The sequence below is a fragment of the Azospirillum sp. A26 genome (genome assembly GCF_042604635.1).
Lineage (GTDB): Bacteria > Pseudomonadota > Alphaproteobacteria > Azospirillales > Azospirillaceae > Azospirillum > Azospirillum palustre.
Map to the genome: position 1 here is coordinate 2,571,420 of NZ_CP170472.1, position 23,700 is coordinate 2,595,119.

Genomic DNA, 23,700 nt, shown 5'->3' on the forward strand with positions numbered 1-23,700 from the left:
CGCGACTGCGGCCCCGCAGGCCCATGCCTGCGGAGGCAAGCGGCCGGATGGCCGCGCCCGCCGATTGAGGGCAAAAAAGCTAAACCACCCGCCGCGGCACCGCACGGGCCGCGGCGGCGGCCATGCCCAGCGCCAGCAGCGCGATCATCGCGAAGGCGGTGGCGAGGCTGGTGGCCTCGGCGATGAAGCCGACCAGCGGCGGACCGGCCAGCACGCCGGCATAGCCCATGGTGGACACCGCGGCGACCGCATGGTCGGGATGACCGCTGTCCACCGACCCCGCCGTGCTGAACAGCACCGGGACGACGTTCGACAGGCCGATCCCGGTCAGTCCGAAGCCGACCATCGCCAGCACCGGTGCTCCCCCCGCGACGATCCCCCCGGCCAGCACGCAGCCCAGTCCGGCCGTGGCCAGCAGCCCGCCGGCACGCATCAGCGTCGCCCCGCCGAAGCGGTGGCGCAGCCGGTCGCCGCTGAAACGCCCGGCCGCCATCGCGGCGCAGAACACGCCGAACCCCATGCCGGCGATGGAGGCCGGCGCGCCCAGATCGTCGCGCAGATGGATGGCGCTCCAGTCCAGGATGGCGCCCTCGCCCATGAAGGCCATCGCGGCGAGCAGGCCGAGCAGCAGGGTCTTGCGGTCGGGCAGCACCAGCCCGCCGCCGCCGGCGTTGCGGTCGGGCAGGAAACGCCCCTGCAAGGCCAGGAACAGCACCAGAAGCCCGGCCGACACCAGCCCGGCCTGCACCGCCGGCGCCATCAGCGGCAGCAGCAGCCCGCCCAGGCCCGCTCCGGCCAGCCCGCCGAGGCTCCACATCCCGTGCAGCGACGACATGATCGGCCGGCCCATCCGCCGCTCCACCAGCGCGCCCTGCGCGTTCATCGCGACGTCCATGGTGCCGCCCGACGCGCCGAACAGCGCCAGCACGATGCACAGCGTCGCCACGTCCGGCACCAGGGAGGGCAGGGGAAGCAGCCCGGCGAACAGCAGGGCGGTCACCCGCGTCACCGGCGCGCTGCCCAGCCGGCCCAGCAGCGGCCCGCTGGCGATCATCGCCGTGAGGGCGCCGACGGCAAGGCAGAGCAGGGCGGCACCCAGCACCGCCGGGCTGAGGTCCAGCCGGTTCTTCAGCAGCGGGATCTGCGTCGCCCACACGCCGAAGACGGTGCCGTTCAGGAAGAAGGCGGCGACGGTCGCCCAGCGCGCGGCCGATGCCTGTTCCGCCATCCGGCCCGACACGCCCCGGATATCCTCTGCTCCCGTCATCACCGTTCCCGCCGTGGTTGAACCGCCCACATGACGGCGGCGGCGGGGGAATTCAAGCGGCGATGGGGCAGGCGTGCCATGCCCGCGACGGGAGCGGCGGCGGCCCCCCGGTCTCCTCAACGCAAAAGCCCCGGCGCGGCGGCCGGGGCTTTCGGAAGGCACTGGGGAACGGACCCGCCCGTAGGCGGGAGTTGCCTCAATGGGCGTTATTGGTCTGCCCGCTGTACTTGCCGCCGACGATGAAGCGCGACAGGTAGGTCGGCACGATCACCTCGCAGGCCGCCAGCTCGGCGATGCCCAGATCCTTGAAGCCCAGCGCGCCCGGCGAGACGACGTTGTCCTGCTTCAGCAATGCCACCTGGTCGCGGGTCAGGGCCGGGGCCAGCACCGGCACCTTCTCCAGGATGCCTGCCAGCGACTCGGCGGCGCTCCAGGGGATGGTCACCAGCGGACGGTGGCGCTGGATGTTCTTCTGGGTCAGTTCCAGCAGTTCGCGGAAGGTGTAGATGCGCGGACCGCCCAGCTCGTAGGTCTTGCCGCGGCTGGCGTCGCTGTCCAGCGCCGCGATCACGGCGTCGGCCAGATCGCCGACATAGACCGGCTGGAACAGGGTCTTGCCGCCGCCGATCAGCGGCAGGGCCGGGGCCTTCTGCGCCATCGCCGCGAACTTGTTGAAGAAATTGTCCTCCGGCCCGAAGACGATGCTGGGGCGCAGGATGGTCGCCGCCGGGAAGGCGGACAGCACCGCCTGCTCGCCGGCCGCCTTGGAGCGGGCATAGACCGACGGCGAGGAGGCATCGGCGCCGATGGCGGAGATCTGGATCAGCCGGTTGACGCCCGCGGCGGCGGCCAGCCGGGCGATGCGCGACGCGGCGTCGACATGCACGCCCTGGAAGCTCTGGCTCCCGCGCTCGTACAGCACGCCCAGCAGGTTGATGGCGACATCCGCCCCCTGGAGGGCGCGGGCGACCGACACGTCGTCGGCGCAGTCGGTGGCGAACGGCACGATCTGGCCGACGGCGCCGGCCGTCTTCAGGAAGCCGGCCTTGCCCGGGTTGCGGGTGGCGATGCGGATGAGGGCGCCCGACTTGGCGAGGCGCCGGATCAGGTGGCGGCCGATGAAGCCCGAACCGCCGAACACCGTGATAACCTGAGTGCGATAGGACATCGACCGTCTCCCGTGCCGTTGCGCGCCGAAACCGGGGTCTTCGCGCTTTTAGCGCGCGCCCCCGCGCGTCGTCCGACTGTGTGTCGCCATAGAGGACTGCTGGAACTGCGGCCATGCTTATAGCGAATGGACCGCCCCCAATCTAGGGACTGCATCGTCGCGGCCGGGCGCCTGGGGGCGAAAACCCGCGATGTGGCAAAAAAATGAAGGGGCCGGAAAAAAGCTGTTGACGCCCCCCGGAAGGATCATTAAACAACCGCCCACACACCGAGCACCGAGCCCAGGTGGCGGAATTGGTAGACGCGCAGGTTTCAGGTACCTGTGGCAGAAATGTCGTGGAAGTTCGAGTCTTCTCCTGGGCACCATTTCTTTCTACCCGGCTGCGCCGCATGCACAGCTCCTTCGATTGAGAAGGAGGACGTGCAGAGCGGCGTTCGTCGTTTCTAGGGTCCATGGCCGGGGGCCTGACCACCCCGGGACGCGACCATGCCCATCGACCTTCATGACGGCGACCTCCCCGACGGCCTCGACCTCGGCGCCGGCGCCCGCGACAACTGCGTCGCCATCGACACCGAGACCATGGGGCTGAACCCCCACCGCGACCGCCTCTGCCTGGTGCAGCTGTCGGCTGGCGACGGTGCCGTCCATCTGGTGCAGTTCCGCCCCGGCCAGTACGAGGCGCCGAACCTGAAGCGCCTGCTCACCGATCCCACTGTGACCAAGCTGTTCCACTTCGCCCGCTTCGACGTGGCGGTGATGAAGGCTTACCTGGGCGTCGGCTGCCAGCCGGTCTACTGCACCAAGGTGGCCTCCAAGCTGGTCCGCACCTTCACCGACCGCCATGGCCTGAAGGATCTGTGCAAGGACCTGCTGGGCGTGGAAATCTCCAAGCAGCAGCAGTCCTCCGACTGGGGCGCGCCCGAACTGACCACCGACCAGATGAAGTACGCCGCGTCGGACGTGCTGCACCTGCACGACCTGAAGGCGAAGCTGGACGTCATGCTGGCGCGCGAGGGCCGCACCCATCTGGCCCGGGCCTGCTTCGACTTCCTGCCCGCCCGCGGCGAGCTGGATCTCGGCGGCTGGGAAACCCCGGACATTCTGGCGCACTAAGAGCGAGATGATCGCTCCCTGACCGGGGCGGGAGAGGGCGGCGATCTGCGACCAACCGCCCCTGACCGGGCGTTGATTTGACCCGGCGTCCGCCGGTGGGCATACTGCACGACGCGCCTGCCGGGAGTCCTCCGGGCAGGCGCCGTGTTTGTGAACGGCCCATCGCCGGGCCTTGCGAATGGAAGGCATGACAGCCTTGACCAGTGTTATCACGTCCAGCCTGACCGACAGTGCTGCGGCCTCGACCGGGTCCAGCCCGGTGGAGAACCGCGATCTCGCCTGCGCCACCCGCGTCCTGCGGACCGAGGCCGATGCGCTGCTGGCGCTGGCCGACAGCCTCGACGGCAAGTTCCTGCGGGCGCTCGACATCCTGCAGGGCATCGAAGGCCGCGTGATCGTCACCGGCATGGGCAAGTCGGGCCATGTCGCCCGCAAGATCGCCGCCACCATGGCCTCCACCGGCACGCCGGCCTTCTTCGTCCATCCGGGCGAGGCGAGCCACGGCGACCTCGGCATGATCGCCAAGATCGACGCGGTGGTGGCGCTGTCCAACTCCGGCGAGACGCACGAGCTGGCCGACATCATCGCCTACACCCGCCGCTTCGGCATTCCGCTGATCGGCATGACGCGGCGGGCCGTCTCGGCGCTGGCCGAACAGTCCGACGTGGCGCTGGTCATCCCGCCGGAACCGGAAGCCTGCCCGCTGGGTCTGGCGCCCACCACCTCCACCACCATGATGCTGGCGCTGGGCGATGCGCTGGCGGTGGCCCTGCTGGAACGGCGTGGCTTCTCCGCCGCCGATTTCCGCGAGTTCCACCCCGGCGGCCAGTTGGGCCGCGCATTGCTGAAGGTCACCGACATCATGCATAAGGGCGAGGATTTGCCCCTGTGCCGTCTTGACTCGCCGCTGTCCGACGTCATCTTCGAGATGACGGCCAAGCGGCTGGGCTGCGTCGGGGTGACCGACGATGCCGGGGCGCTGGCCGGGATCATCACCGACGGCGACCTGCGCCGTCATCTGACGCCGGAGCTTCTGGCGGAACGCGCGGACAGCATCATGTCGCCGCGGCCCAAGACCATCCGCCCCAAGGCGTTGATCGTCGAGGCGCTGCGCGAGATGAACGACAAGAAGATCACCACCCTGTTCGTGATCGAGGCCGACCGGCCGCTCGGCATCGTGCACATCCACGATGTCCTGCGCGCCGGTGCGGCCTGACGATTGTTCTGTCCATGATGGAAGCGAAGCGCCGAGCCGGAGGGACGAAAATTTGAGCCTGGACGACCTGCGCAGCCCTGATCGTACGACAGCCGGCCGCCCCGCCCCCGCCCCGAGCGCCGGGCAGACCTCCATCGGCGGCCTGTCCGCCGGTGGGCCGGATCTTCGCGCGCCGGACCGCCGCATGCCGGCGGCGGCCGCCGAACCGCCGGCGGCGCTGCGGGCGCACCGGCGGCGCGACACCCGTCCGGTCAGCCGGGTCTACAGCCGTTTCGTTTCCGCAATGAAGTTCGTGCTGCCGGCGGCGGCGCTGGCGATGGTGGCCCTGCTGGCCGCCTGGCCGTCGCTGAACAGCCCGCAGAGCGCCCGCGTCAGCGCCGACGCCGGGCAGAGCGAGATGCTGAAGCCGCGCTATTTCAGCCTGGACGAACACAACCAGCCCTTCTCGCTGGTGGCGGCCAAGGCCGACAAGTCGGCCGACCAGCCCGACATCGTCCTGCTGGACGACCCGCAGGCGGAGATGACGGAGACCGCCGGCACCTGGGTGACCATGCGGTCCGACAAGGGCTGGTACAACCAAGCCACCGGCATCCTGCTGATGCGCGGCAACGTGCATGTGCTGCGCGACGACGGCAACGAGTTCACCACCAGCGAGGCCGAGGCCGACATCCGCAAGGGCAACGCCTGGGGCGACAAGGCGGTGACCGGCCAGGGTCCGCAGGGCGAGATCAACGCCGTCGGCTTCCGCATGACGGACCGCGGCAAGAATGTCGTCTTCCTCAACCAGTCGAAGGCCGAGGTCCAGGCCGCCGAGCGCCCCGGGAGCAAGAAGCCGTGACGTCCAAACGGTCGCCATTCCGTCCCCCTACACTCCGTATTGCCCCGTTCCGTATTGCCCTGACCCTGTCGGCCATCCTGGCCGGCGGGTTTTTCTCTTTCGGAGCCCTGGTTCCAGGGCCGGCCTTCGCCCAGGGGCTGCCCGGCATGGGCGGCAAGCAGCCGGTGGAGATCAACGCCGATCAGGCGATCGAATGGCACCAGGACGTCCGCGCCTATGTCGCGCGCGGCAACGCGTCGGCCAAGCGCAACGACTCGACCGTCTTTGCCGACGTGCTGACCGCCTATTACCGCGAGGTTCCCGGCAAGGGCAACGAGGTGTTCCAGCTGGTGGCCGACGGCAACGTCCGCATCGTCAGCCCGAACCAGCAGGTGTTCGGCGACCATGGCGTCTATGACGTCGACAAGCAGGTCGCCGTCGTCACCGGCCGGGATTTGAGGCTGATCACCAACAAGGACGTGGTCACCGCCCGCGACAGCCTGGAATATTACGAGGCGCAGGACCTGACCGTGGCGCGCGGCGACGCGGTGGCGGTGCGCGGCAACGACCGGCTGCGCGCCGACGTGCTGATCGGCCGGCTGAAGAAGATGCCGGACGGCACCACCCAGATGGAGCGGATCGACGGCTCCGGCAACATCGTCGTCACCACCCCCACCGATGTGGCGCTGTCCGAAAAGCTGGTCTATTCGGTCGCCGACAATGTCGCGGTGCTGATCGGCAACGTGAAGATCACCCGCGGCGACAACCAGCTGAACGGCGAAGCCGCCGAGATGAACATGAACACCAAGATCAACCGCGTCATCGCCGGCCGCGACGCCGGCGGCCGGGTCAGCGGCCTGCTCATTCCCGGCGAAAAGAACGGGCCCGGCGCGCCCGCGGGCAAGAAGCAGTGACCGTGCTGACCGCGAACGGGCCCGGCGCCGCTCCCGCCGGCACCATCCCCACCGCCGCCGTCCCGACCGAAGGGCTGGTGGCCCAGCATCTCGGCAAGTCGTTCAAGAAGCGGCCGGTGGTGCGCGACGTCTCGATCAGCGTCCAGCGCGGCGAGGCGGTCGGGCTGCTCGGCCCCAACGGCGCCGGCAAGACAACCTGCTTCTACATGATCACCGGGCTGATCGCCGCCGATTCCGGCACGATCACGCTGGACGGCCAGGACATCACCGCGCTGCCGATGTACCGCCGCGCCCGGCTCGGCATCGGCTATCTGCCGCAGGAAGCCTCGATCTTCCGCGGCATGACGGTGGAGAACAACATCCGCTCGGTGCTGGAGGTGGTCGAGAGCGACCGCGACGCGCGTGAGGCGATGCTGGACGAGCTGCTGGCCGAATTCTCGGTGACGCATCTGCGCCGATCCCCCGCCCTGGCGCTGTCGGGCGGCGAGCGGCGGCGCGTGGAGATCGCCCGCGCGCTGGCCGGGCAGCCGCACTTCATCCTGCTGGACGAGCCGCTGGCCGGCATCGACCCCATCGCGGTGAACGACATCCGCGAGCTGGTCGGCCATCTGCGCGACCGTGGCATCGGCGTGCTGATCACCGACCACAATGTGCGTGAAACATTGGACCTCGTCGATCGGGCATACATTTTGCACGACGGTGTGGTACTAATGGAGGGACGGCCCGACGAGATCGTGGCGCACGAGGGGGTTCGCCGGGTCTATCTCGGTGACCGCTTCAGTCTGTAGCCCTCCGTTTCCACTGGTTCCGGTTCCACAGCCATGGCGCTTGCTCAACGTCTCGACCTTCGACAAGCCCAGACCCTGGTGATGACGCCGCAGCTGCAGCAGGCGATCAAGCTGCTGCAACTGTCGAACATCGAACTGTCGGACTTCGTCGACCGCGAGATCGAGCAGAACCCGCTGCTGGAGCGCGACGGCGGAGCGGCCGACGGCGGCAGCGATCCGGTGGGGCCGGCGGACGGCAGCGATGCGCCGGGCGGGCTGGACGGCCCCGGCGGCATGGAGGCCAACGGCCTAAGCATCGACGGGCTGAACGGCCGCGACGACGGGCCGGCCCTGCCGATGAGCGACGGGCGCACCCGCGACACGGTGGAGATGACCTCGTCGGACACGATGGCCTCCTCGTCGGAATCGCCGCTCGACACCGATTTCGAGAATGTCTACAGCGACGACCGCTTCTCTGACGGCTCGGACGGCGGCAGCGAGGTCTACGGCTCCTATGGCGAGCGCGGCGGCCGCAGCGGTTTCGAGGATGACGACAGCAACCTCGAAGCGACGCTGACCAGCGAGAAGAACCTCCGCGACCATCTGACCGAACAGCTGAAGATCGACCTGCCCGACCTGGGCGACCAGCTGATCGGGCTGGCCCTGATCGACATGCTGGACGAGGCCGGCTGGCTGATCGGCTTCGACGCCCAGGCGATGGCCGAGCAGCTCGGCTGCGGCGCCGACCGGGTGGAGCGGGTGCTGGCCGCCTGCCAGCGCTTCGACCCGCCGGGCATCTTCGCCCGCTCGCTGAAGGAATGCCTGGCGATCCAGCTGCGCGAGAAGAACCGGCTCGATCCGGCGATGGCGGCGCTGCTCGACAATCTGGAGCTTCTGGCCGCCCGCAACCTGCCGGCCATCATGAAGGTCTGCGGCGTCGATGCCGAGGACGTCGCCGACATGGTCGTCGACATCCGCAAGCTGAACCCGAAGCCGGCGCTGGCCTTCGACCACACCCCGGCCCAGCTGGTCACCCCCGACATCCTGATGCGCGCCAATCCCGGCGGCGGCTGGCTGATCGACCTGAACCCGGACACGCTGCCGCGGGTGCTGGTCAACCACCGCTATTTCGCCCGCATCTCCGACGGCGCCCGCAACAAGGCCGACAAGGAATACATTTCCGAGCGGTTCCAGTCGGCCAACTGGCTGGTCAAGTCGCTGCACCAGCGCGCCACCACCATTTTGAAGGTGGCGAGCGAGATCATCCGCCAGCAGGATGCGTTCTTCATCCATGGCGTCTCGCATCTGCGACCGCTGATCCTGCGTGACATCGCGGAGGCCATCGGCATGCATGAAAGCACAGTCAGCCGCGTCACCACCAACAAGTTCATGGCGACCCCGCGCGGCGTCTTCGAGCTGAAATACTTCTTCACCTCCGCAATCCAGGGTGCGGACGGGCAGGCCTCCCATTCCGCAGAAGCGGTTCGGCACCGCATCAAAACCATGATCGATGCGGAGAAGCCGGACGATGTGCTGTCCGACGACAAACTGGTGGAGATTCTCCGTGCGGAAGGGATCGACATTGCGCGAAGGACGGTCGCGAAGTATCGTGAAGCGATGAAAATACCGTCATCGGTGCAGCGACGCCGTGCCAAGATGTCACGCATGTAAGCGGTTCGGGCGGGGGAGGGCTCGATTGACAGTCCGGTGACCCTTGCCTATCGTCCCGGCCCGCAAGCGGCGGATCAGCATCTATGAGCCCGACATCTTCGGACGTCGTGTCTACACCGTCCCCAGCGGACCAATATTGGAAACGTTCCACCATGCAACTCTCCGTCAAAGGCAAGCAGCTCGATGTGGGTGACGCTCTGCGCACCCATGTGGCCGACAGCCTGAACGCCGTGGTCGGCAAGTACTTCGACAAGCCGATCGAGGCGAACGTGATCCTGACCAAGGATGCGCACCTCTACAAGGCCGATATCCAGGCCCATGTGGGCCGCGGGATCGTCCTGCAGAGCGCCGGCGACGCCACCGAACCCTATCCGGCCTTCGACATCGCCTGCGAGAAGCTGGCCAAGCGCCTGCGCCGCTACAAGCGCCGCCTGCGCGACCACCACGCGGCCGAGAACGGCGCCGCCCTCCCGGCGAGCTACCGGGTGCTGGAAGCCGAGACCGAGGAGCATCACGAGGAGGTCGAGGCTGCCGCCGACGGCGCCGCGAACCCGATGGTCGTCGCCGAGATGGAGACAAGCATCGCCACCCTGTCGGTCAGCGAGGCGGTGATGCGCCTGGAGCTGGCGCAGGCTCCGGCCCTGATGTTCCACAACGGTGCGCATGGCCGCCTGAACATGGTCTACCGCCGCGCCGACGGGAACATCGGCTGGGTCGACCCGGCGGAGAAGGCCGGCGCCTGACGGCGCCGACCCGTCTCGCCGGTCAATAAGCGTCATGCTCGACCTCATTTCTCCGCACGCCATCCTCCCGAACCTGAAGGCCGGCAACAAGAAGCAGGCCCTGCAGGAGATGGCGCGCAAAGCGTCCGAGCTGACCGGTCAGCACGAGCGGGCGATCTTCGACGTGCTTTTGGAGCGCGAACGGCTGGGCACGACCGGCGTGGGCCATGGCATCGCCATCCCGCACGGCAAGCTGTCCAGCCTGGACCGCGTCCATGGCGTCTTCGCCCGTGTGGAGCGGCCCATCGATTTCGATGCGATCGATGAGCAGCCGGTCGACCTGATCTTCCTCCTTCTCGCCCCGGAACAGGCGGGAGCCGATCACCTGAAGGCCCTTGCCCGCGTCTCGCGCCTTCTGCGGGACCAGTCCATGTGCGAGAAGCTGCGCGGAGCCCAGTCGGGCGACGCGATGTACGCGCTCCTGACCCAGCACGAGCCGAGCCCGTCCAACTGACGGGCCGCCAGTGAGGGGCAGACAGCCAAAGGGCCGCTGCACGCTCGTGCGCGGCCCTTTTTCTTTGGCGCTTGAACACCAATTAGTGTCGCGACGGCCGGGCTGGTACACTGGGCCGAGCCGACTTGTTTGACGGGGGCCAAGGCCATGGGAAACGCACAGCGCAAGCCCTGGATTTCGCCGCAGGACTATCTCGCCGCCGAACGGACCGCTGAGGTGCGGCACGAATATGTCGACGGCGAGGTCTTCGCCATGGTCGGAGCGAGCCTGAACCATGCACGGATCGTTGCACGTCTCGGATATGCGATCCGGCAGGCGGCACTGCGTCGTGGATGTGACGCCTTCACCAACGACGTGAAGGTCAGGGTGGAGGCGGCGAACGCCTACTACTATCCCGACATCGTGGCGACCTGTGCCGCTGACGACGACCCCTATGTGGTCAAGGACCCGGTCCTCGTCGTGGAGGTGTTGTCCGACAGCACCGAGGCCATCGACCGCCGCGAGAAGCGGACCAACTACCAGAAGATCACCTCCCTGCGCGAGATCGTCCTGGTCTCCCAGAGCGAGCGTCTGGTCGAGATCTACCGCCGCGACGGCGTCGGCTGGACCGTCGATGTCGTGCGCGACGGTCCAGTCATACTGGCCGCGTTGGACCTCTCTCTGCCGTTGGACGCGGTGTACGAGGATTGAGGGGCGATCACGCCCCCTCACCCCCGTTCCGCCCAGCCCATGTAGTTCACGTCCAAATCCCGCGCGTTCAGGCGGAACTCGTCGCTCAGCGGGTTGTACGTGATGCCGGTCAGGTCGCGTACGCTCAGGCCGTACGGGCGTACGATGGCGTTCAGTTCGGACGGGCGCAGGAACTGGCGCCAATTGTGGGTGCCGCGCGGCAGCCAGCGCAGGATGTACTCCGCCCCGACGATGGCGAGCGCGAAGGACTTCGGCGTGCGGTTCAGCGTTGCCAGGAACAGCGCGCCGCCCGGCGCCAGCAGATCGGACAGCGACTTCACGAACAGGGGAACGTCGGCGACATGCTCGATCACCTCCATCGCCAGCACCACGTCGAACGTCTCGCCGCTGGCGGCGAGCGCCTCGGCGGTGGTGGCGCGGTAATCGACGGCGGTGCCGGTCTCGGCGGCATGGGTGGCGGCGGTCTTGATGTTCTTCTCCGACGCATCCACCCCGACCACCGTGGCGCCCATCCGCGCCAGCGGTTCGGCCAGCAGGCCGCCGCCGCAGCCGATGTCGACGATGCGCAGGCCGGCCAGCGGGTTCGGCGCCAGCGGGTCGCGGCCCAGCCGCTTGCACACCGCATCGCGGATGTAGGTCAGGCGCAGCGGGTTCAGCCGGTGCAGCGGCTTGAACTTTCCGGCCGGGTCCCACCACTCGGCGGCGATGGCGGAGAAGCGGGCGACATCCTCCGGATCCACGGTTCCGCCGCCCATTCCGCCAATGGGGGCGGTTGCGGACGCGTGCGGGAAGGCGGAGGATGAGGCGGTCATGGTGAAAATCCGTAAACTGTGAGGCGGGACGGGCGCGGGCAACTTGCCTCGCTTCCAGCGACGGAGTATGGATACGCCGCCCCGCGCCGGCAACGGTGGAGCGGGGGTGCGCACAGCCGACCCGCATGACCCAGATGGCGAGATCCAGACGGCATGACCGGGCGGCCAGACATGGTGTGAGGTATGGCGCGGATCGTCCTGAAGTTCGGAGGCACGTCGGTCGGCGACATCGACCGCATCAAGAACGTGGCCCGGAAGGTCGAGCAAGAGGTGAAGGCGGGGCATCAGGTCGCCGTCGTCGTGTCGGCGATGTCCGGCGTGACCAACCAGCTCGTCAAATACTGCAACGAAATCGACAAGCTGCACGACGCCCGCGAATATGACGCGGTCGTGGCATCGGGCGAGCAGGTGACCTCCGGTCTCCTGGCCGTCGCCCTGCAGTCGCTCGGCATTCCCGCCCGCTCCTGGGCCGGCTGGCAGATTCCCATCCGCACCGACGACACGCACGGCAAGGCGCGCATCGTCTCCATCGACACCACCGAAATGGAAAAGTCCCTGCAGACCGGCGAAGTCGCCGTGGTCGCGGGCTTCCAGGGCGTGTCGGAGCATGGCCGCATCACCACGCTGGGCCGCGGCGGCTCGGACACCTCGGCGGTGGCGCTGGCGGCGGCGGTGAAGGCCGACCGCTGCGACATCTACACCGACGTGGACGGCGTCTACACCACCGACCCGCGCATCGTCACCAAGGCGCGCAAGCTCGACAAGATCACTTACGAGGAAATGCTGGAGATGGCCTCGCAGGGGGCCAAGGTGCTTCAGACCCGCTCGGTCGAGATGGCGATGAACCACCGCGTGCGCGTGCAGGTGCTGTCGAGCTTCGAAGCCGCTGCGGGCAGTTCGCTTCCCGGAACCCTGGTTGTTGACGAGGACGAGATCGTGGAAAAGGAAGTTGTTAGCGGCATCGCCTATAGCCGCGACGAGGCGAAGATCACCCTGGTGGGCGTCGCCGACCAGCCGGGCGTCGCCGCCGCCATCTTCGGTCCGCTGACCGACAACGCCGTCAACGTCGACATGATCGTCCAGAACGTGTCGGAAGACGGCAAGTCGACCGACATGACCTTCACCGTCGGCAAGGCGGACATCGCCCGCGCCGTGAAGGTGCTGGAGGATGCGCAGTCCACCCTGAACTACAAGCGCATCATTTCCGATGCCAACGTGGTCAAGGTGTCGGTCATCGGCGTCGGCATGCGCAGCCATGCCGGCGTCGCCCAGCGCATGTTCAAGGCGCTGGCCGACAAGGGCATCAACATCCAGGTCATCTCGACCTCGGAGATCAAGATCTCGGTCCTGATCGCCGAAGAGTATGCCGAGCTGGCGCTGCGTGCCCTGCACACCGCCTACGGCCTGGACGCCGCCTGATCGCAGGCGGGACCCGGGTGCCGGGGACGGGAACATCAGGAGAGGGCCGGCCATGACCGACGCCACATCATACGCGGCGGCAGCATCGGCCCGGCTCGACCGGCTCTGGCAGCGGGGCCGGGACTTTCTCGGCACCCGCACCGCCGTGATGGGCGGTGCGATGAGCTGGGTGTCGGAACGGCATCTGGTCTCCGCCATCTCCAACGCCGGCGGCTTCGGCGTGCTGGCCTGCGGCTCGATGGCCCCGGACCAGCTGGCGGTGGAGATCGCCGGCACCCGCGCGCTTACGACCAAGCCGTTCGGCGTCAACCTGATCAACATGCACCCGGCGCTGGACCAGCTGATCGACGTCTGCCGCGAGCAGACGGTCGGCCATGTGGTCGTCGCTGGCGGCCTGCCGACCGGCGCCACCCTGCGCCGCATCAAGGATGGCGGCGCCAGGGCGATGGCCTTCGCCCCCACGCTGGGGGCCGGCCGGCGGCTGGTGAAGCAGGGCGCCGACGCGCTGGTGATCGAGGGAACCGAGGCCGGCGGCCACATCGGCCCGGTCTCCACCACCGTGCTGGCGCAGGAGATCCTGCCCGACCTGCGCGATGTCCCGGTGTTCGTCGCCGGCGGCATCGGCCGGGGCGAGACGATCCTGTCCTATCTGGAGCTGGGAGCCGCCGGCGTGCAGGTCGGCACCCGCTTCGTCTGCGCCACCGAATGCGTGGCCCATCCCAATTTCAAGCAGGCCTTCATCCGGGCGTCCGCCCGCGACGCCCAGCCGTCGGTGCAGATCGACCCGCGTTTCCCGGTGATCCCGGTGCGCGCGCTGGCGAACGAGGCGTCCAAGCGCTTCATGGAATTCCAGCGCGACGTTATCGCCAGGGTCGATTCCGGCGCGATGAGCCGCGACGAAGGCATGCTGGAGATCGAGCATTTCTGGGCCGGCGCGCTGCGCCGCGCGGTGATCGAGGGCGACGTGGAGAGCGGCTCCCTGATGGCCGGGCAGAGCGTCGGGCTGGTCACCCGCGAACAGCCGGTGGCCGAAATCCTGGCCGAATTGATCGCCCAGGCCGAATCGGCGCTGGCACGGCGGGCGATGGATGAGGCATCGTTAAGCGTGATGACGGAGCCGACGGTGGGAGCGCTGTAGCGATGACCGACACCCTCGACACGGCAGCCGGTGACGGCGGTATGGGCGGGGGTGTGCATCCCCGCTTCGACGGCACCTCGTCGCGCCGGCTGCTCGCCCGGCTGCGCGACATCATGGCCGGGTCGGGGTCGGGGCAGGATCGGCTGGATAAGATCGTCACGCTGATCGCGGCGGAGATGAAGGCGGACGTCTGCTCCTGCTACGTCATGCGCGCCGGCGAGGTGCTGGAGCTGTTCTCCACCGAGGGCCTCAACAAGACCGCCGTCCACAACACCCGCCTGCGGGTGGGCGAGGGCATCGTCGGCTACATCGCCGGCCATGCCCGCCCGGTGGCGCTGGACAACGCGCCCTCCCATCCCAGCTTCGCCTACCGTCCGGAAACCGGCGAGGACCCGTTCCAGTCGCTGGCCGGCGTGCCGATCCTGCGCGGCAGCAAGGTGCGCGGCGTGCTGGTCATCCAGCACAAGGACCGCCGCCGCTATGTCGAGGAGGAGGTCGAGACCCTCCAGACCATCGCCATGGTCGTCGCCGAGCTGGTGGCCCAGAGCGAGCTGGTCAACCCGGTGGAGGTCACCACCACCGGCGATCCCGTGCTGGCGCCGGCCCGCCTGTCGGGCACGGCGATGAGCGCCGGGCTGGCCATGGGCCTCGCCGTCATCCACCGGCCGCAGCTGACCGTCCGCCAGATGGTGGCGGAGGATGCCGATGCCGAGCTGGAGCGCTTCAACACCGCGCTCCAGACCATGCACAGCGCCATCGACGATCTGCTGGAAGCTGCGTCGCTGGCGGGGCTCAGCGAACCGCGCGACATCCTGGAGACCTACCGGATGTTCGCCGAGGACCGCGGCTGGCTGTCGCGCATCCGCGAGGCGATCCGCGTCGGGCTGACGGCGGAAGCGGCGGTGCAGCAGGTCCAGAACGACACCCGCGCCCGCATGAGCCATCTGACCGATCCCTACATCCGGGAACGGTTGATGGATTTCGAGGATCTGACCAACAGGTTGCTGCAACATCTGGCCGGCAAGACCGGCACCACCGACGGCGCCACCCTGCCGGACGACATGATCCTGGTCGCCCGCTCGATGGGGCCGGCGGAGCTGCTGGATTACGACCGCACCCGCCTGCGCGGCCTGCTGCTGGAGGAGGGGTCGCCGGCCAGCCATGTCTGCATCGTCGCCCGCGCGCTCAACATCCCGGTGGTTCAGGCCGCCGACGCGCTGAACCGGATCGAGCCGCTCGATCAGCTGATCGTCGACGGCGACCATGGCTCTGTCTTCATCCGCCCGGCCGAAGACATCCAGATGGCCTTCGGCGAGGCGGTGGCGTTGCAGCACCGCAAGGAGCAGATGTATGCGGAAATCCGCAACCTGCCCTCGGTGACGCGCGACGGCGTGCCGATCTCCATCCAGCTGAACTGCGGCCTGCTGATCGACCTGCCGCACCTGACCGCCAGCGGGGCGGAGGGCGTCGGGCTCTACCGCACCGAAATCCCCTTCATGGTCCGGGCGTCATATCCCGACGTGACGGCGCAGACGACCCTCTATTCCCGCATCATGGACGAGGTCGGCCACAAGCCGATCGTCTTCCGCACGCTGGATGTCGGCGGCGACAAGATGCTGCCCTACATGACCGGCGGCGAGGAGGAGAACCCGGCGCTGGGCTGGCGTGCCGTGCGCATCGGGCTGGACCACCCGTCGCTGCTGCGCCAGCAGCTGCGGGCCCTGCTGCTGGCCGCCGCCGGCCGGCCGCTGTCGGTGATGTTCCCGATGATCGCCGAGGTCGCCGAGTTCGACGGCGCCCGCCGCCTGCTGGAGCTGGAGTTGAAGCGTCTTGCTGCCCAGGGGATCGAGGCGCCCAGCAGCCTGCGCGTCGGCACGATGCTGGAGGTGCCGTCGCTGTTGTGGCAACTCCCGGCCCTGCTGCCGAAGCTGGACTTCCTGTCGGTCGGCTCCAACGACCTGACCCAGTATCTGTTCGCCGCCGACCGCGGCAACCCGCGCACCTCGACCCGCTACGACCCGCTGTCGCCGTCGATGCTGTGCGTGCTGCGCCGTCTGGTCGACGAATGCAGCCGGCACAAGGTGTCGCTCAGCATCTGCGGCGAGATGGCGGGGCGGCCGCTGGATGCCATGGCGCTGATCGGCGTCGGCTTCCGCACCCTGTCGATGTCGCCGCCGTCCGTCGGTCCGGTGAAGACCATGCTGCGCTCGCTCGACGTCGCCGCCCTGCGGCAATATATGAGCGGGCTCTACACCGGTGCCGACCACAGCCTGCGCGACAAGCTGAAGACTTTCGGCAAGGATCACGGCGTGATCTTCTGATGCCGGCCGGGCGTGCGCAGGGCCGCCGTTGCGGGTAGTTTGCTCTTTTTTCAGGCAGGTCGCGAAAAGAATGGGCGGATCCGGTGTGGGTCCGCTCTTTTTTATTTGCCATTCCTGCCGGGCTGGCTGGCCGATACCATAAAATAAGTATCCTTTTCCCTCGATCTTCTTCAGCCTCGGGAACGACACCTGTAACCGCCAGCGCCAGCACGCTTTTTCATCGGAGGGCATTCATGCGCATACGCCTGGGCTACCAGCTGAATTTCAGCTTTCCGGCCCCCACCCCCATGATCGTGATGCTGAACGTGCATTACTCCCGCGTCGGCGACCTGGAGCGGCCAGACCATATCGTCACCAGCGTTCCGGCGCCGATCCAGGGTTATCGCGACAGCTTCGGCAACTGGTGCAGCCGGCTGGTCGCGCCCGCCGGTGCCATGACCATCAGCGCCGACAGCATCATCCGTGACAGCGGGGCGCAGGACCCGGTCGATTACGGCGCCGTCCAGCACCGCGTCGACGAATTGCCGGCCGACACGCTGCTGTTCCTGCTGGGAAGCCGCTATTGCGAGACCGACGTCCTGTCGGACGAGGCATGGCGGCTGTTCTCCGGCACGGCGCCGGGCTGGGCGCGGGTTCAGGCGATCTGCGACTTCGTCCACAACCACGTGACATTCGGCTACGAGCATTCCCGCCCGACGCGGACCGCCGCCCAGACCTATGCCGAGAAGCGCGGGGTCTGCCGCGACTTCGCCCACCTTGCGGTCGCCTTCTGCCGGGCGATGAACATTCCCGCGCGCTACTGCACCGGCTACATCAGCGACATCGGCCAGCCGCCGCCCTACGGGCCGATGGATTTTGCGGCCTGGATGGAGGTCTATCTGGGCGGCCGCTGGCATGTCTTCGATCCGCGCAACAATGCGCCCCGGATCGGACGCATCCTGATCGCGCAGGGGCGCGATGCGGCCGATGTGCCGCTCACCCACACCTTCGGCCCCAACACGCTGACAGAGTTCCGGGTCTGGACGGACGAGATCGGCGCGTAATCGACGCCTGTCCCTTCGGTCAAGCCGGGCCGGGGTCGGGACCCCGCCCGGTGTCCGGCACCGGGGACTTCACAGCGCCAGGGAAGGCTGCGGGACAGGGGCGGCGGCAAGGTCGGGAACGGCGGAGGCGCGGGCGCGTTGGCGGCGGGGCTGCTGCGCGATCCGGTGCAAATCCTCCACCCAGGGCGACGGATAGCTGTCGGTGCCGAAGACCCAGACGGTGCTGACGGCGCCGTCGGGCGCACGGAGCAGCACGCGGGCGTCATGACCGTCCTTTCCGGCATGGTTGGCGTGCTGCACCGCAGCGATCAGCGCGCCGGTCTTGCCGTTGGGGAAGGGGCCGTAGCGCTCTCCCTCCAGTCCGACGAACCAGCCATCCTTTCGGCACGACACGAGGTAATGGGCTGCGAGGCTCATGAGTCACTGCTCCTTGACGTCTATCGGCTGCTTGTCGGGCATCGGATGGAGGTCGGTTTGTGGATTTCTCGCGCGAGAGTCATGCCTCGAGCCAGTCGGCCCGAGCCGATCACGCTCTGACAGCGGCGGCGCCGGCCATGGTGAGACGGGTCAGCATGGCGCCCCGCAACAGGCTGGCATTGCCGGGGGGCGGAAAGTCGTGGGGAAGCCGATTTGTCGGCGCGCCGTGCGGCGCGGGATGCCAGCGGCGCTCGGCGTCCGTCCAGCGCAGCTGTTCGCGCAGCACGTCGGCACCAAGGGGCGATTGCCCGGCGATGGAGTGCAACAGGGATGTCATGGCGGTCCTCCGATCAGGATGTCGAGGACGGAGAGACGAACCCGTTCGTCCGGGCTATCCAGCCGGCGTGGCGGTTCGGAACGAGGATGGCAAGGCTTGTCCTGGCATCCATGGCTGTTCTCCGTGGGTGTTCTCCGGCGATGGTCGGTATCGCCAGAGGCGATGGCCATGCCATCCGGATCGAGTCACGCCAGGAAGAGCCTCGGACGAGAGATCCTTGGCGGAAAACAAGCAAGCCTGGGGTGGCCTTCGGTATACTCCAAATGGTAATCCGGTCGAAGATTTACAATGCGTATTGTAAAGAGTTTGTTTTCCGAAGATTTTCCCAATCGACGGAACCGGGATTTCCATCTGGATTATTTCATGAATCCAGCATCTTCCCGTCCTGTTGCCTATGCTGGGGCGCAGACGGATATCGAAAAATCAGGCGCTCTCCGAAACCTGAGGGACCGCCTCTCGCTCGGCGAAGGAGGCCCGCGCCTGCTCGATCTCGGCGTGGTGCGTCTCCGCCCAGATCCACACGCCGCAGAACGCCGCTCCCAAACTCTCGCCGAGCGGCGTCAGCGTGTAATCCACATGCGGCGGAATGACCGGATGCACCGTCCGCCGCACGAGGCCATCCCGTTCCATCTGGCGCACGGTCTGGGTCAGCATCTTCTGGCTGATCCGACCGACGACCTTGCCGAGCTGCGTGAAGCGCAAGGTGCCGTGCTCATGCAGGGCTTCGAGAATCAACATGGTCCATTTGTCGGCCACCTTGCCGATGATGTCGTGAACCAGCGCCTCGATGGCCGGATCGACCGTCTCGGGAGGCGGCTGCCGGCGCCGTGCCTCGATCTGCGGGTCAGGCAAAGCCTTGCGCATCCTACGCTCTCCTTTCGGTGCGTATAAATCTTTCCGGTGCCTACTTTTGTCTGGAGAGTGTGGGCGATAGCTTTCGGGCGGACAACAGCGAAAGTCACGCTCATGAAGACCGAAGGAAACACCATCCTGATCACGGGCGGCGGCTCAGGGATCGGCAAGGCTCTGGCCCACCGTTTTCATGATCTCGGCAACAGGGTGATCGTCGCCGGCCGCCGGGACGATGTGCTGCAACACGCGATCTCCGGCCGTCCGGACATGCACGCCATGACCTTCGATGCCGACAGCGCCGCGGGAGTCGCCGACTTCGCCCGGTGGGTGACGGCCGAGCATCCCGCTCTCAACGTGCTGATCAACAATGCCGGGATCATGCGCTTCGAGGCGCTCGATCGGCAGCGCGACCTTGGCGATGCGGAGGCGACCGTCGCCACCAACCTGCTCGGCCCCATCCGGCTGACCGACGCCCTGGTCGAGCATCTGGGCCGCCAGCCCGATGCCGCCCTGGTCAACGTCACCTCCGGCTTGGCCTTCGTGCCGCTCGTGTCCGCCCCGACCTACTCGGCGACCAAGGCGGCCATGCACCTCTACACGGTCGCCCTGCGCGAGGCGCTGAAGGGCAAGATCGAGGTCATCGAACTGGTGCCGCCGGCGGTCCAGACCGACCTCACCCCCGGGCAGGCCACCCGCCCGGGCTATCTGCCGCTGGCCGACTTCATCGACGAGGTGATGGCGCTGTTCCAGCAACAGCCGACCCCGCGCGAGATCCTGGTGCAGCGCGTCGCCTTCCAGCGCCAGGCCGAGGCGGAGCACCGGTTCGACGAGGCGGTGACCACGCTCAACGAGATGGCCCGCAAGGCGCGCGAAGCGCAGCAGTAGGGATGCGGAAAGGGCAACGCCGTTTGGATGTAAAAAAGCGGAGCCGCGAAGGCTCCGCTTTTTCTTGTCGCTTAACTGACCGAAGCCACCCTGTAGGATTCCACATAACCTGAGGCCTAGCGCATCGTAAGACTTTGATCTACTGATCGTCGTTTTTAGATAAGTTGAAGCTGTGTCCCGCATAAAATGAGGCGTTGGGCATCCAAACGCGCATATCATGAGGCGAGTAGAGCAAAAACGGAAACGGACAGTCCGCTCGTGAAAATGACGAATTTGGGGGCTTTGATGTCTTCAACATGTTGGATTTGCGGAAATATTGCGACCACAGGCGAGCATATGAACAAACGCTCTGACCTGCGTTCCGTTTTTGGTCACGTCTCACAGAACAATCCACTCTATAAGCACGATGCCAACGAGGTAAATCAGGTAATAAAAGGTCTTAACGTAGTTGCGCTCAAATCACCAGGGCGTCTATGCGCTAATTGTAATAACGCGCGAACTCAGTCTCACGACCGCGCATGGGAGAAGTTGTCACTCGCTCTCCGAGAGCATGATCGTCATATCCAGCCGGGAAAATTTATACGAACCACGAAAATATTTCGGTACGATACTAAGCGTGAAATGCTTAATGTCCACTTGTATTTTACAAAGTTATTTGGATGCCATATCGCTGGAAATGATGTTCCAATAAGTTTGGGTGAATTTTCTGAGGCAATTAAGAATGGCGTAGCCCATCCAAAAATTTTCTTACGGTTTGGTTGCGGGGCGATGTTTACAAGTCAGCCTGTTACCGGGATGTCCGATATGTGGCTTGCGCTTACATCGCACGATAACCAAGTCCGCTTCGCGACCTGGCTTTATCACGTCGGTGACATTTCAGTGAATGTTATGTTTGCAGTTCCTGGGGAAAGGCGGCAGGGTTTGATTGATGCTTGGCACCCAAGCCATGGTACGACCAGATTAAAGGTTGCTAATTTCTTGGAAGACACACCGGAAAAGTAGTTGGCGATATCCGATCTGCGCTGCCGAATATCACCAACTTTCTAATCCGCCTCGCTTTATCCGCGACGGCCTCACCTTATGTGAGATCCTTCAACCCCGATCACACGTCCAGGTTCGACACTTTCAGGGCGTTGTCTTGGATGAACTCGCGGCGCGGTTCGACGACGTCGCCCATCAAGGTGGAGAAGACCTCCTCCGCCTGATCGACGTGGCTGACGCGGACCTGCAACAGCGAGCGCTTGGTCGGGTCCAGCGTGGTTTCCCACAGCTGGTCCGGGTTCATCTCGCCCAGGCCCTTGTAGCGCTGGATGGTGACGCCGCGGCGGCCCAGCTCCATCACCGTGTCGAACAGGGCGACCGGGCCGGTCAGGGCACGGCTTTCCTTCTGCTTCTCGAAAGCCTTGCCAGCGGTGCCGAACACCCGCTTCAGGTCGGCGGCCAGCCCGTCGAGACGGCGGGCCTCGCCGCTCTTCAGCAGGTCGGTGTCGAACAGGTGGCGGTGGGTGACGCCGCGCCGGGCGCGGATCACCGCATAGCCGCCCTGGGGCAGCGCCTCGCCGCGCCAGCCGCCGTCGGCGTCCAGCCCGTTCATCCGCTCGGCCACCGCCTGCGCCGCCGCCTCGGCGGCCGCCTTGTCGTCGGCCAGCGCGGCGGACAGGGTGCCGGCGACCGACGCCTGCTCCACCACCATGGCGTTGCCGACCTTGCGCGACAGCGTGTCGATCGCCGGACGCGCGGTGCGGGCCTGCTCGACCAGAGCGGCCAACTGCTCGCCGATCAGCAGGGAGCCGTCCGACAGCCGGACCGACAGGTCGCCCAGCGCCGCCTCGACCAGATACTCTTCGAGCGCCCGGTCGTCCTTCAGGTAGCGTTCCTTGGCGTTGCCGCGCTTGATGCGGTAGAGCGGCGGCTGGGCGATGTAGAGATAGCCGCGCTCGATCAGGTCGGGCATCTGCCGGAAGAAGAAGGTCAGCAGCAGGGTGCGGATGTGGCTGCCGTCCACGTCCGCGTCGGTCATGATGATGATCTTGTGGTAGCGCGCCTTGTCGGCGTTGAACTCGTCGCTGATGCCGGTGCCCAGCGCCGCGATCAGCGTGCCGATCTCCGCCGAACCCAGCATCTTGTCCAGCCGCGCCCGCTCCACGTTCAGGATCTTGCCGCGCAGCGGCAGGATGGCCTGGGACTGGCGCGAGCGGCCCTGCTTGGCGGAACCGCCGGCCGAATCGCCCTCGACGATGAACAGTTCCGACAGAGCCGGGTCGCGCTCCTGGCAGTCGGCCAGCTTGCCCGGCAGCGACGACATGCTGAGCGAGCTTTTGCGTGTGATGTCGCGCGCCTTGCGGGCGGCCTCGCGGGCGGCGGCGGCTTCCACCACCTTCTGGATGACGCGGCGGGCGTCGGCCGGATGTTCCTCGAAATACTGGGCCAGCGCTTCGCCCACCACCGCCTCGACGACGGGGCGGACTTCCGACGAGACCAGCTTGTCCTTGGTCTGGCTGGAGAATTTCGGGTCCGGCACCTTCACCGACAGGACGCAGGTCAGGCCTTCACGGGCGTCGTCGCCCGACAGGCTGACCTTCTCCTTCTTGGCGATGCCGGATTCGGTCGCGTAGTTGTTGATCGCGCGGGTCAGCGCGGCGCGGAAGCCGGCGAGGTGGGTGCCGCCGTCCTTCTGCGGGATGTTGTTGGTGAAGCAGAGCGTCGTCTCGTGGTAGCTGTCGTTCCACTGGAGCGCGCATTCCACCGTCACCACGCCGCCATGCTCGGTCGGCCGCTCGTTCTTCAGCGTGATCGCCGGCTTGTGCAGCGCCGTCTTGGAGCGGTCGAGCCAGCTGACGAAGGCTTCCAGGCCGCCTTCGTAATGCAGGTCCTGCACCTTCGGCTCCACCCCGCGCGCGTCGGTCAGCAGCAGGCGGACGCCGGAGTTGAGGAAGGCCAGCTCGCGCAGCCGGTGTTCCAGCGTGGCGAAATCGAACTCGATGTTGGTGAAGGTCTCGGTCGAGGGCATGAAGGTGACTTCGGTGCCCGACAGCGGCTTGCCCTTCTCCGGCACCATCGGCGCCTCGCCGACGTCGGCCAGCGGCGCCTCGGCATTGCCATGGCGGAAGCGCATGGTCCAGGTCCGGCCGCCGCGCCAGATGCGCAGATCCAGCGTTTCCGACAGCGCGTTCACCACCGAGACGCCGACGCCGTGCAGGCCGCCGGAGACCTTGTAGCTGTTCTGGTTGAACTTGCCGCCGGCATGGAGCTGGGTCATCACGACCTCGGCCGCCGAGACGCCTTCCTCCGAATGGATGTCGGTCGGGATGCCGCGGCCGTTGTCGCGCACCGTGACCGATCCGTCGGCGTTGAGCACGACCTCGACCTTGTCGCAATAGCCGGCCAACGCCTCGTCGATGGCGTTGTCGACCACCTCGTACACCATGTGGTGCAGGCCGGATCCATCGTCGGTGTCGCCGATGTACATGCCGGGGCGTTTGCGCACGGCATCGAGCCCGCGCAGAACGGTGATCGACTCCGCCCCGTAGTCCGCCTGCTGGGGCTCCGACTGCGGGAGGTCGTTCTTCAGTGCTTCCTGTGCCATGCGTCGACTATAACAGATTCGGTTGCGGATA

General features: G+C 66.9%; 22 protein-coding genes and 1 tRNA gene. 16 read left to right on the forward strand and 7 right to left on the reverse strand.

What is annotated here, in order from left to right; all coding sequences use genetic code 11:
- Positions 1–79 precede the first annotated feature (79 nt).
- Complete coding sequence (locus ABNQ39_RS12960; RefSeq protein WP_376957961.1) at positions 80–1,267, reverse strand: MFS transporter; 1,188 nt, start codon at positions 1,265–1,267, stop codon at positions 80–82.
- A gap of 196 nt (positions 1,268–1,463) precedes the next feature.
- Complete coding sequence (locus tag ABNQ39_RS12965) at positions 1,464–2,435, reverse strand: complex I NDUFA9 subunit family protein (RefSeq protein WP_376957962.1); 972 nt, start codon at positions 2,433–2,435, stop codon at positions 1,464–1,466.
- Positions 2,436–2,713: 278 nt separating this feature from the next.
- Here ABNQ39_RS12965 and ABNQ39_RS12970 point away from each other — a divergent pair.
- The 10 genes from ABNQ39_RS12970 to ABNQ39_RS13015 all read left to right on the forward strand — a co-directional run bounded on the left by ABNQ39_RS12970 (position 2,714) and on the right by ABNQ39_RS13015 (position 10,859).
- Positions 2,714–2,800 (forward strand) — tRNA-Leu (locus ABNQ39_RS12970).
- A gap of 121 nt (positions 2,801–2,921) precedes the next feature.
- On the forward strand, positions 2,922–3,548 hold the full coding sequence (locus tag ABNQ39_RS12975) for a ribonuclease D (RefSeq protein WP_109490480.1): 627 nt from the start codon (positions 2,922–2,924) through the stop codon (positions 3,546–3,548).
- A 178-nt stretch (positions 3,549–3,726) separates the two neighbouring features.
- A complete protein-coding gene (locus ABNQ39_RS12980) occupies positions 3,727–4,764 on the forward strand; it encodes a KpsF/GutQ family sugar-phosphate isomerase (RefSeq protein ID WP_428846394.1) in 1,038 nt (345 codons plus the stop codon).
- Positions 4,765–4,816: 52 nt separating this feature from the next.
- Entirely contained in the window at positions 4,817–5,602 is a 786-nt protein-coding gene (gene lptC / locus ABNQ39_RS12985) for an LPS export ABC transporter periplasmic protein LptC (protein WP_376957964.1), read from the forward strand.
- Positions 5,599–6,495, forward strand: coding sequence for an LptA/OstA family protein (locus ABNQ39_RS12990; RefSeq protein WP_376957965.1), 897 nt, complete (start codon positions 5,599–5,601; stop codon positions 6,493–6,495). The genes lptC and ABNQ39_RS12990 overlap by 4 nt, the downstream gene beginning before the upstream one ends.
- Entirely contained in the window at positions 6,492–7,283 is a 792-nt protein-coding gene (gene lptB / locus ABNQ39_RS12995) for an LPS export ABC transporter ATP-binding protein (protein WP_376957966.1), read from the forward strand. The genes ABNQ39_RS12990 and lptB overlap by 4 nt, the downstream gene beginning before the upstream one ends.
- Positions 7,284–7,316: 33 nt before the next feature.
- Positions 7,317–8,933 carry an RNA polymerase factor sigma-54 gene (rpoN, locus tag ABNQ39_RS13000; RefSeq protein ID WP_376957967.1) on the forward strand — a complete coding sequence of 539 codons (1,617 nt, stop codon included), beginning with the start codon at positions 7,317–7,319 and terminating at the stop codon, positions 8,931–8,933.
- Between the two features lie 152 nt (positions 8,934–9,085).
- Positions 9,086–9,676, forward strand: a complete 591-nt coding sequence (gene hpf / locus ABNQ39_RS13005; protein WP_098740800.1) for a ribosome hibernation-promoting factor, HPF/YfiA family — start codon at positions 9,086–9,088, stop codon at positions 9,674–9,676.
- Between the two features lie 34 nt (positions 9,677–9,710).
- Complete coding sequence (ptsN, locus tag ABNQ39_RS13010) at positions 9,711–10,169, forward strand: PTS IIA-like nitrogen regulatory protein PtsN (RefSeq protein ID WP_109095955.1); 459 nt, start codon at positions 9,711–9,713, stop codon at positions 10,167–10,169.
- 147 nt (positions 10,170–10,316) lie between these two features.
- Positions 10,317–10,859: a Uma2 family endonuclease gene (locus ABNQ39_RS13015; protein ID WP_376957968.1), complete on the forward strand. Its 543-nt coding sequence runs from the start codon at positions 10,317–10,319 to the stop codon at positions 10,857–10,859.
- Positions 10,860–10,876: 17 nt separating this feature from the next.
- On the opposite strand, the gene ubiG is transcribed toward ABNQ39_RS13015, so the two are convergent.
- A complete protein-coding gene (gene ubiG, locus ABNQ39_RS13020; protein ID WP_376957969.1) occupies positions 10,877–11,671 on the reverse strand; it encodes a bifunctional 2-polyprenyl-6-hydroxyphenol methylase/3-demethylubiquinol 3-O-methyltransferase UbiG in 795 nt (264 codons plus the stop codon).
- 183 nt (positions 11,672–11,854) lie between these two features.
- Here ubiG and ABNQ39_RS13025 point away from each other — a divergent pair, with 183 nt between their 5' ends.
- The 4 genes from ABNQ39_RS13025 (at position 11,855) to ABNQ39_RS13040 (ending at position 17,592) form a co-directional block, all read left to right on the forward strand.
- Positions 11,855–13,090, forward strand: coding sequence for an aspartate kinase (locus tag ABNQ39_RS13025; RefSeq protein WP_098740796.1), 1,236 nt, complete (start codon positions 11,855–11,857; stop codon positions 13,088–13,090).
- Between the two features lie 52 nt (positions 13,091–13,142).
- Positions 13,143–14,228 carry an NAD(P)H-dependent flavin oxidoreductase gene (locus tag ABNQ39_RS13030; protein ID WP_376957970.1) on the forward strand — a complete coding sequence of 362 codons (1,086 nt, stop codon included), beginning with the start codon at positions 13,143–13,145 and terminating at the stop codon, positions 14,226–14,228.
- 2 nt (positions 14,229–14,230) lie between these two features.
- Positions 14,231–16,549: a phosphoenolpyruvate--protein phosphotransferase gene (gene ptsP / locus ABNQ39_RS13035; protein WP_376957971.1), complete on the forward strand. Its 2,319-nt coding sequence runs from the start codon at positions 14,231–14,233 to the stop codon at positions 16,547–16,549.
- Positions 16,550–16,782: 233 nt separating this feature from the next.
- Positions 16,783–17,592, forward strand: a complete 810-nt coding sequence (locus tag ABNQ39_RS13040) for a transglutaminase-like domain-containing protein (RefSeq protein WP_376957972.1) — start codon at positions 16,783–16,785, stop codon at positions 17,590–17,592.
- 69 nt (positions 17,593–17,661) lie between these two features.
- Here the strand turns inward: ABNQ39_RS13040 and ABNQ39_RS13045 are convergent, their stop codons facing one another.
- The 3 genes from ABNQ39_RS13045 to ABNQ39_RS13055 all read right to left on the reverse strand — a co-directional run bounded on the left by ABNQ39_RS13045 (position 17,662) and on the right by ABNQ39_RS13055 (position 19,210).
- On the reverse strand, positions 17,662–18,009 hold the full coding sequence (locus tag ABNQ39_RS13045; protein ID WP_376957973.1) for a hypothetical protein: 348 nt from the start codon (positions 18,007–18,009) through the stop codon (positions 17,662–17,664).
- A gap of 109 nt (positions 18,010–18,118) precedes the next feature.
- A complete protein-coding gene (locus tag ABNQ39_RS13050; protein WP_376957974.1) occupies positions 18,119–18,346 on the reverse strand; it encodes a hypothetical protein in 228 nt (75 codons plus the stop codon).
- Positions 18,347–18,769: 423 nt separating this feature from the next.
- A complete protein-coding gene (locus tag ABNQ39_RS13055; protein ID WP_376957975.1) occupies positions 18,770–19,210 on the reverse strand; it encodes a winged helix-turn-helix transcriptional regulator in 441 nt (146 codons plus the stop codon).
- A 102-nt stretch (positions 19,211–19,312) separates the two neighbouring features.
- On the opposite strand from ABNQ39_RS13055, the gene ABNQ39_RS13060 reads away from it, so the two are divergent.
- Positions 19,313–20,083, forward strand: coding sequence for an SDR family oxidoreductase (locus ABNQ39_RS13060; protein WP_376957976.1), 771 nt, complete (start codon positions 19,313–19,315; stop codon positions 20,081–20,083).
- A 258-nt stretch (positions 20,084–20,341) separates the two neighbouring features.
- The gene (locus tag ABNQ39_RS13065) at positions 20,342–21,085 is read left to right on the forward strand and encodes a hypothetical protein (RefSeq protein ID WP_376957977.1); all 744 of its coding nucleotides are present in this window, start codon (positions 20,342–20,344) and stop codon (positions 21,083–21,085) included.
- 100 nt (positions 21,086–21,185) lie between these two features.
- Here ABNQ39_RS13065 and gyrB read toward each other — a convergent pair whose 3' ends face one another.
- Positions 21,186–23,669, reverse strand: coding sequence for a DNA topoisomerase (ATP-hydrolyzing) subunit B (gyrB, locus tag ABNQ39_RS13070; RefSeq protein ID WP_376957978.1), 2,484 nt, complete (start codon positions 23,667–23,669; stop codon positions 21,186–21,188).
- Between the last annotated feature and the right edge of the window lie 31 nt (positions 23,670–23,700).

Coding starts and splice junctions, on each gene's coding strand:
- ABNQ39_RS12980 (WP_428846394.1), top strand. CDS start 3,727: ATGGAAGGCATGACAGCCTTGACCAGTGTTATCACGTCCAGCCTGACC.
- gyrB (WP_376957978.1), bottom strand. CDS start 23,669: ATGGCACAGGAAGCACTGAAGAACGACCTCCCGCAGTCGGAGCCCCAG.
- ABNQ39_RS13045 (WP_376957973.1), bottom strand. CDS start 18,009: ATGAGCCTCGCAGCCCATTACCTCGTGTCGTGCCGAAAGGATGGCTGG.
- ABNQ39_RS12960 (WP_376957961.1), bottom strand. CDS start 1,267: ATGACGGGAGCAGAGGATATCCGGGGCGTGTCGGGCCGGATGGCGGAA.
- ptsP (WP_376957971.1), top strand. CDS start 14,231: ATGACCGACACCCTCGACACGGCAGCCGGTGACGGCGGTATGGGCGGG.
- ABNQ39_RS13055 (WP_376957975.1), bottom strand. CDS start 19,210: ATGCGCAAGGCTTTGCCTGACCCGCAGATCGAGGCACGGCGCCGGCAG.
- ABNQ39_RS12965 (WP_376957962.1), bottom strand. CDS start 2,435: ATGTCCTATCGCACTCAGGTTATCACGGTGTTCGGCGGTTCGGGCTTC.
- ABNQ39_RS13015 (WP_376957968.1), top strand. CDS start 10,317: ATGGGAAACGCACAGCGCAAGCCCTGGATTTCGCCGCAGGACTATCTC.
- ABNQ39_RS13050 (WP_376957974.1), bottom strand. CDS start 18,346: ATGACATCCCTGTTGCACTCCATCGCCGGGCAATCGCCCCTTGGTGCC.
- ubiG (WP_376957969.1), bottom strand. CDS start 11,671: ATGACCGCCTCATCCTCCGCCTTCCCGCACGCGTCCGCAACCGCCCCC.
- ABNQ39_RS13030 (WP_376957970.1), top strand. CDS start 13,143: ATGACCGACGCCACATCATACGCGGCGGCAGCATCGGCCCGGCTCGAC.
- hpf (WP_098740800.1), top strand. CDS start 9,086: ATGCAACTCTCCGTCAAAGGCAAGCAGCTCGATGTGGGTGACGCTCTG.
- ABNQ39_RS12975 (WP_109490480.1), top strand. CDS start 2,922: ATGCCCATCGACCTTCATGACGGCGACCTCCCCGACGGCCTCGACCTC.
- ptsN (WP_109095955.1), top strand. CDS start 9,711: ATGCTCGACCTCATTTCTCCGCACGCCATCCTCCCGAACCTGAAGGCC.
- ABNQ39_RS13060 (WP_376957976.1), top strand. CDS start 19,313: ATGAAGACCGAAGGAAACACCATCCTGATCACGGGCGGCGGCTCAGGG.
- ABNQ39_RS13025 (WP_098740796.1), top strand. CDS start 11,855: ATGGCGCGGATCGTCCTGAAGTTCGGAGGCACGTCGGTCGGCGACATC.
- rpoN (WP_376957967.1), top strand. CDS start 7,317: ATGGCGCTTGCTCAACGTCTCGACCTTCGACAAGCCCAGACCCTGGTG.
- ABNQ39_RS13040 (WP_376957972.1), top strand. CDS start 16,783: ATGCGCATACGCCTGGGCTACCAGCTGAATTTCAGCTTTCCGGCCCCC.